This is a genomic window from Geomobilimonas luticola (genome assembly GCF_018476905.1).
Classification (GTDB): domain Bacteria; phylum Desulfobacterota; class Desulfuromonadia; order Geobacterales; family Geobacteraceae; genus Geomobilimonas; species Geomobilimonas luticola.
Genome location: NZ_JAHCVK010000012.1, coordinates 25,798 through 40,952 on the forward strand (window position 1 = coordinate 25,798; position 15,155 = coordinate 40,952).

Below are 15,155 nucleotides of genomic sequence, written 5' to 3' on the forward strand. Positions count from 1 at the left end.
GGAGTTTTGCCATGAAAGTATATCTATCGCTGGTCATGTCCCTTCTGGTCGCTGTTTTTCTTACGGTGACCACTGTCCATGCCCAGGACAACGCATTGAAGTTCAAGCTGAAGCCGGGGGCGAGCGGCAAGCTCTGCCTGAAATGTCATGTCGCTACCCAGGAGACGGTCAAGAAGCCGTTTGTCCACACCCCGCTGAAAACGGGGGACTGTGCGGGGTGCCATAATCCCCACACCTCCTCCCACGGCAAGCTGCTGGCCGAGGAGACGGCGAACATCTGTTCCCTCTGCCACTCGTCCGTTATCCCCAAGGATGCGCGGAGTGCGCACAAGGTCGTGGCGGAGGGGGGGTGCATGAAGTGTCATGACCCCCACGCGGCGACCACCAAGTTCAACCTCGTCAAGGGGGGGAATGACCTCTGTTTCGCCTGCCATAAAGCCATGGGGGAAACGGTGGCCAAGGTGAAGTTCAAGCACAGCCCGGTGGGGAAAGGATGCCTCACCTGTCATGACCCCCACGCATCGGCCAAAAATGGCTTCCTGCTGAAGAATGACGTGCCGGCCCTCTGCGTCGGGTGCCACAAGACCGACAAGCCGATCTTCGTCAAGGCGCACATGAACTACCCGGTGGCCAACTCCCGCTGTACCTCCTGTCATGACCCCCACGGCTCCGACGTGGCGGGGATTCTCTACAACACGGTGCACAAGCCGATCGCCAGCAAGATGTGCAACCAGTGCCATGAGGAGTCCACCAGCCCGTCACCGTTGAAGGTGAAGCGGAGCGGGACCGACCTTTGCAAGGGATGCCACAGCACCATGGTGAACCAGGCATTCGGCAAGAACAGGGTCCACTGGCCGCTCCTCTCCAAGGAAGGGTGTCTCTCCTGCCACGGTCCCCACGCATCGAAGCAGAAGGGGCTTCTCAAGCAGGATGCCCTGACGCTGTGCGGCAGTTGTCACAAGGACACCATCACGCGCCAGGAGAAGTCCATGACCAAGCACGAACCGATCTCTTCGGGGAACTGTGCCGCATGTCACGACCCCCACGGTTCTGACGGCGTGTATCTCTTCAAAAAGGCATCTGTCGTCGATATGTGCGGAACCTGCCACGACTGGCAGAAGCATTCGACCCATCCCCTGGGTGAAAAGGTCAGGGACCCGCGGAGCCGGAGCCTGTCCGTGCAGTGCCTGAGCTGCCACAGGTCGCATGGTACGGAGTATAAGCACTTCATCCCCTTTGCGACCACGACCGAACTGTGCACCCAGTGCCACGAGACTTTCAAGAGGTGAAAGATATGAGACGGTTCATAGCGAGATGTATCGGTACGGCGGCGGTGCTTACCATTCCCCTGGGGGCGCTGGCCGCTGAAGGGTTCAAGGTGAAACCGCTGCAGGCGGTGATTGCGGACGAGAAGGGTGGGGAACTCAAATTTCCCGAGGGGGTGGCCTGCGACGGCAAGTCCCTGCTGGTCGTTGCGGATACGGGGAACGGACGCCTGGTGCGTTACACCTACCAGGATGAGAGCCTCAAGGGGGGGAGCGAGATCAAGCTTCCCCAGCTTACCTACCCCTTGCGGGTGCAGGTTGCCCCGACGGGGGCGATATTCGCCCTGGACGGAAAGCAGCGGCGTATCGTCCGGCTCAATGCGGACGGCACGTTCGCCGGTTACGTTGATCCCAAGGGTGTTACCGGTGAGCAGGGAGTGGTGCCGCGGAGCTTCAGGGTCGACGGGGCGGGCAGCATCTGGATTCTCGATATCCTCGGCGCGCGGGTGCTCCAGCTGAACGGGGAGGGGAATGTCCAGCGCCAGCTGGAATTTCCCAAAAACTACGGGTTCATCTCCGACCTGGAGGTTACCTCTGCAGGGGATGTTCTCCTGCTCGACAGCAACAGCGCGCTCGTCTTCGTCGCCCGCAAGGGTGAAGGGACGTTCATCCCCCTCTCCCAGAGCCTGCGGGACTACCTGGTGTATCCGACCTACCTCATGACGGACAGCCGCGGCATGATCTACATCGTCGACCAGAACGGCGGTGCGCTCATTGCCCTCGGCGCCGACGGCTCCTTCGTCGGACGCCAGCTGGCGATGGGGACGAAGAGCGGCCTGCTGAACTACCCGGGCCAGGTATGTCTGACGCCTGCCGGCACGCTGTTCGTCGCGGACCGGAACAACAGCCGGTTGCAGCTGTTCACCCTCGGGCGCTGACGAGGATGTCGCATCACATGACCATGGCAAAGAAAGGAAATCCAATGATACGCAGAGCGAAAATTGTCCCCTACGTGCTGGTCGGGCTGATGCTTGCCGTTCCGTCTGTCTGGGCCGGATACGATGCGGGGGCCAAGGCCTATCTGGCCAAGGATTACAAGCGGGCACTGCGGGAGTTCAAGGCCGACGGCAGTCCTCCCTCCCAGTATGTACTCGGCATCATGCATTTCAAGGGGGAAGGGGTCGAAGTCGATAAGGCGGGTGCGGTCAAGCTGCTGCGCGCATCCGCCGAGCGCGGCTATCTGAAGGCCCAGTATAGCCTGGCCGTAATCTACGACAAGGGGGACGGGGTTGACCAGGACCAGCCGGAGGCGGCGAAATGGTACCGCAAGGCTGCCGAGCAGGGGCATGCCCAGTCCCAGTTCAACCTGGGACTCATGTACACCAACGGCGAAGGGGTGGAGAAAGACCGGGCAGAGGCGGTGAAGTGGCTGCGCAAATCAGCCGGGCAGGGACATGTCAGGGCGCAGAAGCTGTTGCGGGTCATGGGTGAAAAATAGCGGTACCTTCAGGGAACGAGCGTAAAAGATCTTTTCCGGTTCACGAGCGGCCGGACATGTACGAGGTGAAAGATATGAAGTTATTGAGAATGGCACTGTTGCTGGTATGCGTGGTCGCACTCTCCTGCTTGGTCGGATGCAGCAAGGCCGATACCCGCCTGGTCGGCAAATGGAAGAACCAGTCGTTGCCGGAAATCGTGGAATTCAAGAGCGACAAGACCGGTATTTTTCTCGTGAAGGACAACCCTCCCCTATCCTTTACCTGGAGGATCGATTCGGGGGATAGCGTTAAAATCGATGTCCCCTACCAGGGGCACGTCCGGTCATTGTCGGGAAATGTGGAGAAGAATGTATTCATCCTGAACGGACAAGGGGAGCAGGCGCTGTACGTGCGGATGGAGTAGCGCCCACCGCATATGTCTTTGAGCCGCACCCCCATTCTTTCAGGGGTGCGGCTTTTTTCTTGGGCATGCAGCGGGTATCTGCCCGGATTTGTTGAATTTCGCGCTTTAGATTATCCCTGGCATGTGCAATAATGCTGCGCAGACGGGTACTCTTTCGCCCGGATGGCATGCAGCAGACCCCGCTATGTCATTCCCGCTGTGGTTCTGTGCGGTGACCCAAGGAGCACGTCCCATGTTTTCGCCAAAGCCCTTCAGGCAGGGGTTGTATATCCTGGCAAGATTCTGCGTCTGCCTGTATCTGTCGGTCGTGGTCGCCCAGTATCTGAATAACCGGAATTATTCGGATTACATGGGCAGGGCGCTGGTGAAGATACATGCGGAGGCGCGGTTCGGTCTCGATGCCAACCAGCTGGCAAAACTGCTTCTGGAGGGAAACCATGCAAAGCTCCAGGAGATGCTCGACCGGAACGCCGGCATCTACGCCCTGGCCATAACCGACTGCACGGAAATGAAGGAGGCGTGCGACGGGCAGAAAATTCTGTTTGCGACCAACCCCGCCCTGATCCGGAGCGGAGAGATCCGCGTGGAAGACCTGATACGCTATCCTTACGTGGTCCTGCGCCGGCAGTCTTCCTCAATCCTCGATATCCTGGAGCATCAGGCAAAGGGGGGGAGCGGCAAGGGGATGATTGTCGGCCGCGTCTATTCCATCAGCACCATCCCGACCTTCGCGGAAGACTACCGCCTCTGGATGAAGGATCCCTTCAGGAACGACGATCTCTGGCGAAGGTATCTGATAACCATGACGACCTGCCTCTCGGGTGGATGGGGATTCTGGATACTCATGGAGCTGTTCCTGAAAATCCGCAGGATCGAGCGGAAAAACGCCCGGCAGCGAGAGCACGACCTGCTCCGGGATGCGGACCTCTTCCTGCGGCAGTTCGAGGCAAAGGAACGGCAGCTCGAAGATGAGGAGCAACGCTCCCGCAGCCAGTACGAAATCTACATCGGCAGGATACGGGAACTGGAGCGGAAGCTGCAGAATGTGGACGACTACCGCCGGAGCGCGGAAACCCTCATCCGGGAGCTGGAGGAGGAAAAGGCCCAGCAGTCGGTGACGTTCAGGGAGGAACTGGAGCGGACCAACCTGCAGAAACAGGCACTCCAGGCGGAGTTCGAGAAATACCGGAAGGACCCGCGGAAGGACCGGCCAGGGGCCTCAACGGCGCTGGAAATGGCCATAAATCCCCAGTTTGCCAACAGTTTCGAGAAGAAGGTGTTCACCGCAATCGCGAAGAGTCCCCGGTGTCAGAACGGTGACTGGAATGTGGTCACCAGTTTCGACGTTGCCACCGGCAGGGGGGGGAGCCAGTTCGTGGACTGCATGGTCATCACCAGGGACTGCCTGATCGTGGTGGAGGCGAAAAACTATTCGGGGCGGATCGAGGCGGAGGGGGACCTGGAGAATACCACCTGGCTCTGCCGCAGCGATGACACGACGGTCGAGGTGAAGAGCGCCTGGGGAACGAACCCCTACCACCAGGTGCGTGAATACACCATGAGCCTGATGAACCTGGTGAAACGGGGACGGTGGAAACTGTCCGCCTACGGGGTGATCGTCTTTCCGGAGGGGACGGACATCTCGGGGCTGGAAGAAAAAATCGGGAAATTCTACCGTGTTACCAGCTTCGACCGGCTGGTAAGCCTGCTGGGGAATCTGGACGCCGAGGCCCGGCGCATGAATGCCTTTACCAAACGGCCGACCCCCGAGCAGATCGAGAATCTGATCCGGGGGAAGTGAATCCCGACGGAGGGCGGAAGTCCTTCCGGGAAGAAGGCGTTACGTCATCCCTTGTCTCCGCCGGTTATGGGGGCAAGGCAGTCGTCTATGGCCTCGAAGAGTTCCTTGTGGATGATCGGTTTCGTCACGTGCCGGTTGATTCCCGTCTTCACCATCTCCTGCACGTAGTCCGGATCGCTGCAGGCGGTGATCATGATTATGCGTGCTGACGGGTTTTCCTCCAGCATTGCACGCGCCATCTGAAAACCATCCATGACCGGCATGCGTGCATCGGTCAGGATGAGATCCGGTTTGTGCTCCCGGAACAGTTCCAGGCCGGTCCTCCCGTCGCCGGCAACATGGATTTCCATTTCCGGGTATTTCCTGGTCAGGACAAACTTCACCATCTCCCTGACGACGGGTTCATCCTCCACGTACAGTATCGACAGCCGGGATCCCCCGCTCTTCAACGTTTCCATATCAGACCTCTATCCTGAATTCCGCCCCGTCACCGGTATTGCGCGCCGTAAGCGTGCCGTTCATGTTTTTTTCGATGATGTTTTTCGACATGAACAGCCCGATACCCGTCCCTTTGTCGGGGCCCCTGGTGGTGAAATACGGGTCGAATATCTTGTCCATGATCGACTCGTGAATACCGCCGGCGTTATCGGCGATGGTTACGACGACCTTGCCGTTTTCCGTAGCAGTGGTGATCTCCACCCGCGGATTGACGGTTTTGCGCTCTTCCACCACATCCTTGGCATTCAGCAGAATGTTGATCAGCACCTGGGAGAATTCGTTGGGGTAGCCGTCGATGTACGGATCGCTTTCGGCCCGTGTGTCGATGACGATACCGAATCTGGCGAAACTATCTTGGACGAGGGAGACGACCCCGGCGACGGAATCGCAGGCCTTGAACGGGACCTTCTCCTTGTCCGGTCTGAAAAAATTCATGAAGTCGTCGATGGTCTGGGACATGTGGTTGATCACCTGCATGGCCTTTCCCACCTGGGATTCGAGGTGCTCTCCATTCAGCTTGCCCGTTTCATGGTGCATGGGCAACTCCTGGATGAGAAGTCCCAGCAGGTTGAGGGGCTGGCGCCACTGGTGGGCGATGTTGCCGATCATCTCTCCCATTGCGGCCTGGCGCCCCTGGAGAATGAGGAGGCGCTCTTTCTCCCGGAGTTCTTCCCCTGTCTTCAACCGCTCGGACATCTCATGCTGCAACTCCTCGATGGCTCTTGCCAGTTCGTCGTTCAGACGACGAGCCCCCTCCTCGGCGCGTTTGCGCACCACGACCTCCCCACGCAGGGCATTGAGGGTGGTCTGAAGTTCGGCACTGCTTGCCTTGAGCCGCACGGTCATCCCGTTGAAGGCGTCAGCCAGCCTTCCCAGTTCATCATCGGCAAGCTGTTCAACCCGGTGGTCCAGGTTGCCGGCGGCGACCACTTCCGTGCCGCGACGGAGCCGGTCGATGGCGGTGATAATGCGTCGGGAACTCAGGGCGGAGATGGTGCTGATCACCACCGCCAGGAAGAAGAACAGGAAGATAATTGTGCGATTGAAGCTGTCCCTGATGACCCCAAGGGATTCCGAGTGGTCGTCGGCAAGTCGTCTGGCGGTAGCGAACATGTCGCGCCCCTTGATGAGCAGGACGCCGACAAGGCGTTCCCTTCTCTCCTCAAGCTGCTCGACATTGCCGGTAGCATCGGGATGTTCAATGTCCCTTGTCAGCCGGACAAAGATATTCCCTGTTTCCCGATGGGTTGTACGGAGCTTTTCCAGCAGTATGCGTTCGCTTTTGTCCGCCGGAGTCAAGCCTGCAAGGCGTTTCCCGATCGCGCCGTATTTCGCTTCCCACTGTGTCTTGATCTGACGCTCACGGTAGATGATGTACCGGTCGGTGAGAAAGTTCAGGTCGAACACATCTTGGGCGAGAGAGTTGGCAAATTCCCTCGCATGCCGGTGTGCCTCTATCTGTTTCCCCTTGTTGCTGACGTAGATGCCAGCTACCATGGCGATGGCGAGGGGAAAGAGAGAGATGAGAGCGAGTCGTTTCCTGATCGTCATGGGACTACCTGATTACCGTCACTGCGGCGGGGGCGACATCCTGGAGCGCATCCCGGTAAATGAAGTTGACGATGTTCGGTACTTCCCGTGCCGTGGCCCTGTTGCGCCGAATAGCCCATCGTGCCTGGTTTTCCAGGGTCATGAGGAACGATTGTTCAAGTGATGTTTCGAAAATATACTCGGGCCAGACTTCCCGGAGCAGCACCGGATCGAACGGGAGGCTTTTCGCCACGATTTCCTGTGCCGCGACAGTATTATCCCGCAGGTAGACGTTTGCGTGGTCGAGCGCCTCGACAACCTTGCGGATCGCGTCCTTGTGCCCGGCAACAAAATCCTTGCGGGTGACGATATTCCAGTGCATCTGGTAAGTTTCGTCGCAATAAAATCTGACGCCGTCGTTTCCCAGCTTCTTCAGCAGGGTGTCGGTCTGTGGATGCCAGGAGGAAACGGCATCGACCCGGCCGGAGAGGAGAGCGTCCATGCTTTCATCCGGCTTCAGACCGACAACGGTAATCGCGCTGCGAGGGATGCCGTGCATCACGAGTATTTCGTCGAGAAGAAATTCACTGGTGGTCCCGGAAATGACACCGACGGCTTTCCCGCGAAGGTGGGACGGCGATGTAATCCCCCGGTCCTTTCGTGCCACGATGCTGTTTTCCCTGCCGCTTCTGCTGATGGTGGCAATAAGCCGAATATCCGTTCCCTCCATGATGGCCATAATGAGGGGGAGGTCCGCTACCGTCGCCAGGTCTGCCTCACCGCGCAGCATGGCGGATGCGGCATCTTTCCCGCTCTGATATCGTTTGATGTCGACTTTCACACCTTCGTGTTCGAAGAAACCTTGCTGCTGAGCGATCAAGACCGGTGCGGAATCGACCACCGTGGCAACGGCAAATGTCAGGTGTTCGGGAGGTCGGGAAACCTCGGCCCCCTTCATTACGTTCATGGCGACTGCAAGGAAAAGCCCGACACCGATGATGGCGACTATGCCGAGTATGGCAGTTTTTTTACTGGTCATGACGTTTGTGGTCTCCTGTCGGACATGGGGAGCAGGCGCCAGCTTTGCTCCCCGACAGAGCGGGACGTTACCTGTCCTCAGGTGTCGATCCCGGAGCGGAGGCGGGCTCTCACGATCTTGACCGGAGCGGTGTAGCCGACCAGCTTTTTGTGGACCCGGGACAGGAACCGCACGGTAACGACCTTGTGCAGGTAAGCCTGGGTGAACCGATAGAGCCACTTCCGCCATAACGACGGTTTTTGGCCGCCAAGGAGGAGCGGGCAGAAGTCGCTGAGTTGCAGGGTAAGCTTCACCCCCTCGGCCACCCGTTCGACGATGAAGTCGAGCTCCCCCCGGTCGCACTGGCCCGGCTGGACCAGGAAGCCGCCGGATATGTGGAGCGTGGCCTTAGTCCCATGGGGGATAGCGACATACTGCGGGAGATCGAACTTGAGCAGGCTGAGTGAACTGCGCAGCAGGTGGAATTCCACGCCGGTGTCGGTGACTTCGGGGGTGACGAGGGTGCAGGTAAAGGACCGGATGTACGCAAGGTAGAGGTGAAGCAGTTCTTCCGGGGTCACATCCCGGGTATGGTCTTCGGGGAGAACCACCCACTGGATCGAAAAGACCGAGTGGTCCTTTTCGAGAACCTGCTGGCAGGCAATCTCGTAGTACTCGATTCTGGACGTGGCCATCCGTGCTCCCTGGAGATTCGGATTTTCACGACAAAGATCGGCCGGCTTCATGCCTGTTCACCCCTCTTTGACGGCTGTTCGGCATTCACCATCCGCAGTTCTTCATTCAGGGGTTACCTTGTAAAGTGCCAGCCTCTGCCGGAGGGTGTTCCTGCTTATCCCCAGGAACTTTGCCGCCTGCACCTGGTTGTCCTTGAATTTTTCCATGGTCATGCGAACAAGCGCTTCCTCCGATGCAGAGATGAAATGTTCGTACACTGCGCCGTTATGGGCGAGGGAAACCTTGTCGAACAGCGTCCTGAGCTGGAAAGAGTAATCCGCTGACGAGCTGGCGGAGCTCCCTGTTTCGAAAGATTTGCCGCCACTCAGCGGAGCCTCGAAATCCTCGGGGACCAGCGTGTCTCCCCTGCTGAACAGGACGGCAGAATTGAGGACATTCTTGAGTTCCCGGATATTGCCGCGCCAGGGGTTGGTGGTAAGCATCTTCATGGCAGCGGGAGAGATCTGCATGAGCGGCTTGTGGTATTCACGTGCAAACTTCTTCATGAAATAGTTAACGAGGAGCGGGATATCCCCCTGGCGTTCTCGCAGGGAAGGGAGGATCAAGTTTACTACCTTGAGCCGGTAGTACAGGTCGAGACGGAAACGTTTTTCCTTCACCGCCGTAATCAGGCTGCGGTTCGTCGCCGCAATGATTCTGACGTCCACCTTTATGGTTTCATTCCCGCCGACCCGCTCGAATTCCTGGCTTTCCAGCACACGGAGGAGTTTGGCCTGGTTTTTCAGGCTCATTTCGGCGACTTCATCGAGGAACAGCGTGCCGCTGTTGCACTGTTCGAACCGGCCGATGTGCCGTCTCACCGCATCGGTAAAAGCCCCCTTCTCATGGCCGAAAAGCTCGCTTTCGAGAAGTGCTTCCGGGAGTGCCGCGCAGTTGACCGCAAGGAAAGGCCTGTTCTTGCGGCGCGAGTTGGTGTAGATCAAGCGGGCCATGAGCTCCTTGCCCGTCCCGCTTTCACCCTGGATAAGGACGCTGGCATTGGAATCTGCGATCTTGCCGACCATTTTCCAGATTTCGGTCATCTCAGGAGATGAGCCGATCATGACATCCGCATCGCTTTCATCCTGGGGGGCCACCCCGCCTTCGCCCACAAAGCGAATCCCGCGATTGAGCAGATTGTTTTCAACAGCCTTGTCGACGACGGTTTCAAGTTTATTGAAGTCAAGGGGCTTGGTCAGGTAATCGAACGCCCCATGCTTCATGGCCTCGATGGCGTTCTGGGTCGTAGCATGTCCGGTCATGATGATCACGCTTACGCGGGGATCGATTTTTTTTATCTCCTGCAGCACCTCCAGTCCTGACATTTTCGGCAGCGAAATGTCGATCAAAGCCACATGGGGATGGTTTTCGGCAATGCGCTTCAGGGCCGAGTCGCTGTCCGTCTCCAGCAGCAGCTCGATGTCGTGATCTTCAAAGAAATGCTGCAACAGGCCGAGAATGGCAGGATCGTCGTCGAGAATAAGCAGCTTCTTTCCCATATACCTCCCGTCTCCATGTAATTGTCATTCAAGTTCGCCATATCCATTCTATCATGGAGGCAATCAAGCACATCCATGGCAGGGGCTAAGCGTACCCCACCCAATCGGGCGCGGCACGCCGTGGTCCAACATCAGGGTTGCCATGGTTGATTGCCGGAGTAATCACGGCTCGTTCCGCACTGTAACAGAAACCGCCTTTCCTGCAAAGAGCAACTATCCGTACAAAGATCGTTCGCAGTAAGCATAACAAAAAAATCGGGTGCGTCCTGAGTTTTGTATAATGGATTGCCCGGTTGTTGTAATTTCATGTATCCAGTATTTCCCGTAATTTTCTCAGCAGAATGGTCGGCTGTACCGGTTTCATGAGCAGTTCGATGCCTTCTTCTGATACTCCCCGGCGCTGTATGAAGTCGGCGGTATAACCGCTGGTGAAGAGCACCTTGACACCCGGTTTGATACGCTGGATTTCCTCGACCGTTTCCCTGCCGTTTTTCTTCGGCATGATCATGTCAATGAGAAGCAGGTTGATCTTGTCGTGATGCTGTTTGAATTTCTCTATGGCCTCATCACCATCTTCCGCGAGGATTACCTCGTATCCGCTGCTTGACAGTATCGTTGACACTAGTGTCCGTACAGCAGGGTCATCTTCAGCGAGAAGAATGGTTTCTTTGCCTCCCATGGGGAGGATATTCTCTTTAACGTTGACAGTTGCCGGTTTGTCGTTCGATTCCATGATAGGCAGGTAAATACGGAATGTTGTCCCTTGCCCGACTTCGCTGTAGACATTGATAAATCCGTTGTGCTGCTTGACGATGCCGTAGATAATCGCCATGCCCAGGCCGGTGCCTTTCCCCACTTCTTTCGTGGTGAAGAATGGCTCGAAGATATGGGCAAGATCCTCTTTCTTAATGCCGATCCCGGTGTCGGACACGGTCAGTAATGCATATTTTCCCGGCGGTACGTTGTACTTATGCACACCCACAAAAGATGAGTCCAGTTCAGCAAGTCCGCTCGTTACAGTAAAGCTGCCCCCGTTCGGCATGGCATCACGGGCGTTGGTGGCAAGGTTGATCAGCACTTGCTCTATCTGCCCCCGGTCGGCAACAATTGACAATTCAGGATTACTGCAGGCTGTACTGAAGGTAATGTCTTCACCGATTATCCGGGCAAGGAACTTGTGGATATGATGCACTATATCATTGAGGTTCTCTTGTCTCATGATAAGAGGCTGCTTGCGGCTGAAAGCGAGCAGGCCATGGGTTAGTTGGGCGGCTTTCTCGGCCGCACCGGCGATCGCCTCAACACGCTGTTTCTGCTGATCGTTTAAACCGTAATCCATTTTCAGAAGACTGCAATATCCTGATATAACCGTGAGGATATTGTTGAAGTCGTGGGCAACACCGCCGGCCAGTTGCCCAACAACTTCCATCTTCTGGGCCTGCTGCAGCTGGTGTTCCAGATTGATTCGTTCGGAAAGCATCCTGGAAACCTTAATGGAACTGAAACTTAACGATGATATTATTTGCGTAAGTTTCGCATAAAATTGCATGCCCCAATGTGCCATTTCCCTGCTTATTCGTGGTACCCGGCTGAGGGCTGCCAGGTATTCAGTCTCGTCAAAACCAAAACGTTGCGCCTGCTTGCGGAACAGCTCTACATCCACCTCTTCATCGTCAAAGAAGAATTGGCCAATAAATACATTGCCGATATGTTTGCCTCCAACCTCAAGAGGGGTAACCATATCCCACATGTTATTTTTGCAGCGATATTGCCGGAATTCCCCTACCGGAACGTTGTCGGTGAGAACAGTGTCGCTTTCAATACAATTCTTCAGTGTTTCCGGGTGGCATCGATGGAACTTTGTACAAATGTCCTGCCAGCCTACGGCAACCAGGACATTGCCGGATGTATCGATTACGGCGCCCAGAATTCCCGTAAGCTTGTAAAAATCTTCCAGCATCGAACGCAGCATGTCACAATCAATGATATCGGACAGTTCCAAACTGCTGATATCGCCTTCCGGCTCAAGGATGGCTCTGAGTTTATTCCGGATTGTACTCTCACTCCGCTGAAGGGCTTCCTCGGCCCGCTTGCGTTCCGTGATATCTGCATTGACTCCGGTCATGCGCACCGCAGTGCCATCGGGCTGTCGAATCACCAGGCCATTGGCCTTGATGTACTTGACCGTACCATCGGGGTGTTGGACCCGGAAGGTGGTATCGAATTCCTTTTCTCCCCGCAGCGCCGCCTGGCATTCCGCAACAGCCAGTTCCTTGTCGTCGGGGTGCAGGCCGTTCAGCCAGGCATCGATGTTGCTGGGAAAGGTGTCACTGGTGATACCGTACAGTTCGAACATACGATCGTCCCATTCCATGGTGTTCGTTCGCACATCCCAATCCCACACGCCGAGTCGTGCTGACGATGTGGCCAGTTGGAGGCGATCGTTCAGGCTTCTGACACGCTCCTCATACTCTACGCGCGCGGTTATGTCACGGCCGACGCCCAGAATGCCGACAAGCTTCCCTTCTGTATCGTGCATCGGCACTTTGGTGGTGTACAACAAGGCGCGATGGCTATCGTCGGCAAACGTGATCCATTCCTCGTTGTGACAAGGTTTTCCCGCTGCCATGACTTTGCGGTCATTTGTGCGGAAGAAATCAGCCAGTTCTTTATCAACAAAATCGTAGTCGGTTTTGCCTAGTATGGCCGCCTCGCTGGCGCCGAAGAAGCGTTCAAAGGTCGCGTTGCACGAGAGATAAACACCATCGGGGTTTTTCAGCCAGATCAGGTCCGGGATGGTGTCCAGCAGGTCGTGGTACAATTTTTCCCGCTCGAGCAGCTCCTTCTCAGCCTGTCGTTGCGCCATGGCCAGAGCCACTTTGTCGGCCAGTCCTTCAAGAATATCGATGAGGGCCGGAGTGAAGCGGTCCTTGCGATGGTCGTTGAACTGCATCAGCCCGATAATCCGCTCACCGGCGTGCATCGGCACGAGCGCGACCGACTCGTAGCCTTCGCCGTTGCAGCGGTTGCGGGTGCGGGCCTGCCGATCGGCTTCCGAACTGCTTGCCAGCAGGGCGGTGGTGCTGTTGGACCAGAAACTGCCGCTGCGGGTAAAAAATGGCGCGGCGGGATCGAAACGCCCTTGGATGACATTGCCGCACATGCACTCTAAAACCGGGTGTCCGGTGCCGTCGCGCAGTATCTTGCCGTCCGGGCCGCAGGTGCAAAGCTGATGTTCCGCTGCCACGAATTCCGCCGGAAACCCCCGGGTTTCAAAATAGGGGAAATCATCGCCAACCTGCAAACGTATCCCCACCGCCTCGCAGCCGGTCAAGTCCTGCAGGGAGGCGGTCAGGGCGGCCATGCATTCGTGGAGATCGTTGTAGGTGCTGGCGAGCAGCAGCAGATGGCCGGCCTGTCGATGGGCGCTCTCCTTGAATTTGCGTTCGGTGATGTCAGTGAATGTGATCACGGCGCCGATGGTCCGCCCTTCCTTGAACTGGGGATAGGAGTGGTATTCCACCGGGAAACTGCTGCCATCAGCCCGCCACAGTACCTCGTCATCGATATGCAACCCCTGCCCTGATGTGAAGGTCTGATAGGTGCAGCATTCTTCGACCTGGTAAGGGGTTCCATCGGGGTGGGTATGGTGGATGAGGCGGTGCATGTTTTTGCCGATAAGCTCATCCGGGTGGTTGTACCCAAGCAGTGACACACAGGCGCTGTTGCAGAACGTGCAGTTCCCATCGAGGTCTATCCCGTAAATACCTTCACCGGCGGAGTTGAGTATCAGCCTGAGATTCTGCTCGCTAGCCAGCAAGGCTGCCCTGGCCTGTTTCCGCTCGATGCGCCGCTTCCTGAAATTGTAGCCGGCAATGCCCAGGGAGATAGCGATGAACGGCACAAGGTAGGGGAGGATATCCCGCAGCGTGGGCTGGCGTGTCTCATAAACGCCGAACCATTTCTGATAGATCTTGTCATAGGCGCCGCTTGCCTTTGTCAGGGCCAGCCCCTCGTTAAGCTGTGCCAGGAGTTCGTGATCGTGTTTATGCACCCCGAAAGAAAACTTCTGCGCATACCCGACGTTTACTTCCAAGGGCTTGACATTGTCAATTTTCAACTCCCTGATCGTCTGCAACCCGGAGAGCTTGCTGAGCAGCATGGCGTCATGCTGGCCGGAAGCCAGCAGCTTGAGCCCCTCCTGGGCGGTATTGACCACCACAAGCTGTTGTTGCCACCCCTTGGCAAGGGCGTACTCGTGGGCCAGGTCTGATTTGAAAACAATGAGGGACTTGCCGGCGAGATCCTTTTCAGACCGAATGCCGGAGGTATCTTTGCGGACAAAGATGGCGCCGTGGACCGTCACATGGGGCACGCTGAAATCGATATAGCGGTGCCGCTCCTCCGACTGGGCGACGTTAATGAGCACATCAATCTTGCCGTCTTGGAACTCCTGGAGAATTTGGGCCCAGGGGCGCACCCTGATGGTGTACCTGAGACCGACTTCCCCGGCAACCTGCTCCCATAATTCGACCGTGTAGCCGCTGGCGGTCTCGTCAGTCCTGCCAATGGCGAATGGCGGGAAATCCTCCTCGCTTCCGACTACCAGAACTTTGTTAAAGGACTCCTGGGCATATGCCAGCGAGCTGTTAATGATCAAAACAAAGGCTATTAGCAAGCGAATAATCAAAGTGTGTTTCCTTCCGTGATTCAGGATTACAGCTTCCTCATCCGATGCGGTCAGGGCCGACGGACGTTCGATCTTCGAACATGATGCTGAATGGGTTCAGCGCCGATATTCAATCCCTGATCGGAAGGTCCCTTATACACAATTTATTTCACACCCTCAACAATCTCTTGAACAATCAGCTGTTCAATACCTGCACAGGACCGCGCTGCATATCCCC

The 15,155-nt window shown here is 56.8% G+C and carries 11 protein-coding genes; 5 read left to right on the forward strand and 6 right to left on the reverse strand.

Going from position 1 to position 15,155, the window contains the following annotated elements:
* Nucleotides 1-11 precede the first annotated feature (11 nt).
* The 5 genes from KI810_RS16105 to KI810_RS16125 all read left to right on the forward strand — a co-directional run bounded on the left by KI810_RS16105 (nucleotide 12) and on the right by KI810_RS16125 (nucleotide 4,968).
* Entirely contained in the window at nucleotides 12-1,289 is a 1,278-nt protein-coding gene (locus KI810_RS16105; RefSeq protein WP_214176591.1) for a cytochrome c3 family protein, read from the forward strand.
* Between the two features lie 5 nt (nucleotides 1,290-1,294).
* Entirely contained in the window at nucleotides 1,295-2,203 is a 909-nt protein-coding gene (locus KI810_RS16110; RefSeq protein ID WP_214176592.1) for an NHL repeat-containing protein, read from the forward strand.
* Nucleotides 2,204-2,247: 44 nt separating this feature from the next.
* Complete coding sequence (locus tag KI810_RS16115; protein ID WP_246525769.1) at nucleotides 2,248-2,763, forward strand: tetratricopeptide repeat protein; 516 nt, start codon at nucleotides 2,248-2,250, stop codon at nucleotides 2,761-2,763.
* Nucleotides 2,764-2,837: 74 nt separating this feature from the next.
* On the forward strand, nucleotides 2,838-3,167 hold the full coding sequence (locus KI810_RS16120; protein WP_214176593.1) for a hypothetical protein: 330 nt from the start codon (nucleotides 2,838-2,840) through the stop codon (nucleotides 3,165-3,167).
* A 232-nt stretch (nucleotides 3,168-3,399) separates the two neighbouring features.
* Nucleotides 3,400-4,968 carry a nuclease-related domain-containing protein gene (locus tag KI810_RS16125; protein ID WP_214176594.1) on the forward strand — a complete coding sequence of 523 codons (1,569 nt, stop codon included), beginning with the start codon at nucleotides 3,400-3,402 and terminating at the stop codon, nucleotides 4,966-4,968.
* A gap of 44 nt (nucleotides 4,969-5,012) precedes the next feature.
* Here the strand turns inward: KI810_RS16125 and KI810_RS16130 are convergent, their stop codons facing one another.
* The 6 genes from KI810_RS16130 to KI810_RS16155 form a co-directional block, all read right to left on the reverse strand.
* Nucleotides 5,013-5,426, reverse strand: a complete 414-nt coding sequence (locus tag KI810_RS16130; protein ID WP_214176595.1) for a response regulator transcription factor — start codon at nucleotides 5,424-5,426, stop codon at nucleotides 5,013-5,015.
* A 1-nt stretch (nucleotide 5,427) separates the two neighbouring features.
* Nucleotides 5,428-7,017 (reverse strand): HAMP domain-containing sensor histidine kinase, encoded by a 1,590-nt coding sequence (locus tag KI810_RS16135; protein ID WP_214176596.1) that lies wholly within the window; start codon nucleotides 7,015-7,017, stop codon nucleotides 5,428-5,430.
* 4 nt (nucleotides 7,018-7,021) lie between these two features.
* Nucleotides 7,022-8,035: an ABC transporter substrate-binding protein gene (locus KI810_RS16140; RefSeq protein ID WP_214176597.1), complete on the reverse strand. Its 1,014-nt coding sequence runs from the start codon at nucleotides 8,033-8,035 to the stop codon at nucleotides 7,022-7,024.
* Between the two features lie 77 nt (nucleotides 8,036-8,112).
* Nucleotides 8,113-8,709: a hypothetical protein gene (locus KI810_RS16145; RefSeq protein WP_214176598.1), complete on the reverse strand. Its 597-nt coding sequence runs from the start codon at nucleotides 8,707-8,709 to the stop codon at nucleotides 8,113-8,115.
* A gap of 102 nt (nucleotides 8,710-8,811) precedes the next feature.
* Nucleotides 8,812-10,248 (reverse strand): sigma-54-dependent transcriptional regulator, encoded by a 1,437-nt coding sequence (locus KI810_RS16150; protein ID WP_214176599.1) that lies wholly within the window; start codon nucleotides 10,246-10,248, stop codon nucleotides 8,812-8,814.
* A 304-nt stretch (nucleotides 10,249-10,552) separates the two neighbouring features.
* A complete protein-coding gene (locus tag KI810_RS16155; RefSeq protein ID WP_214176600.1) occupies nucleotides 10,553-14,938 on the reverse strand; it encodes a PocR ligand-binding domain-containing protein in 4,386 nt (1,461 codons plus the stop codon).
* Between the last annotated feature and the right edge of the window lie 217 nt (nucleotides 14,939-15,155).

Bases quoted from the DNA above. Each gene is read 5' to 3' on its own strand.
- KI810_RS16105 (WP_214176591.1), top strand. From the start codon at position 12: ATGAAAGTATATCTATCGCTGGTCATGTCCCTTCTGGTCGCTGTTTTT.
- KI810_RS16110 (WP_214176592.1), top strand. From the start codon at position 1,295: ATGAGACGGTTCATAGCGAGATGTATCGGTACGGCGGCGGTGCTTACC.
- KI810_RS16115 (WP_246525769.1), top strand. From the start codon at position 2,248: ATGATACGCAGAGCGAAAATTGTCCCCTACGTGCTGGTCGGGCTGATG.
- KI810_RS16120 (WP_214176593.1), top strand. From the start codon at position 2,838: ATGAAGTTATTGAGAATGGCACTGTTGCTGGTATGCGTGGTCGCACTC.
- KI810_RS16125 (WP_214176594.1), top strand. From the start codon at position 3,400: ATGTTTTCGCCAAAGCCCTTCAGGCAGGGGTTGTATATCCTGGCAAGA.
- KI810_RS16130 (WP_214176595.1), bottom strand. From the start codon at position 5,426: ATGGAAACGTTGAAGAGCGGGGGATCCCGGCTGTCGATACTGTACGTG.
- KI810_RS16135 (WP_214176596.1), bottom strand. From the start codon at position 7,017: ATGACGATCAGGAAACGACTCGCTCTCATCTCTCTCTTTCCCCTCGCC.
- KI810_RS16140 (WP_214176597.1), bottom strand. From the start codon at position 8,035: ATGACCAGTAAAAAAACTGCCATACTCGGCATAGTCGCCATCATCGGT.
- KI810_RS16145 (WP_214176598.1), bottom strand. From the start codon at position 8,709: ATGGCCACGTCCAGAATCGAGTACTACGAGATTGCCTGCCAGCAGGTT.
- KI810_RS16150 (WP_214176599.1), bottom strand. From the start codon at position 10,248: ATGGGAAAGAAGCTGCTTATTCTCGACGACGATCCTGCCATTCTCGGC.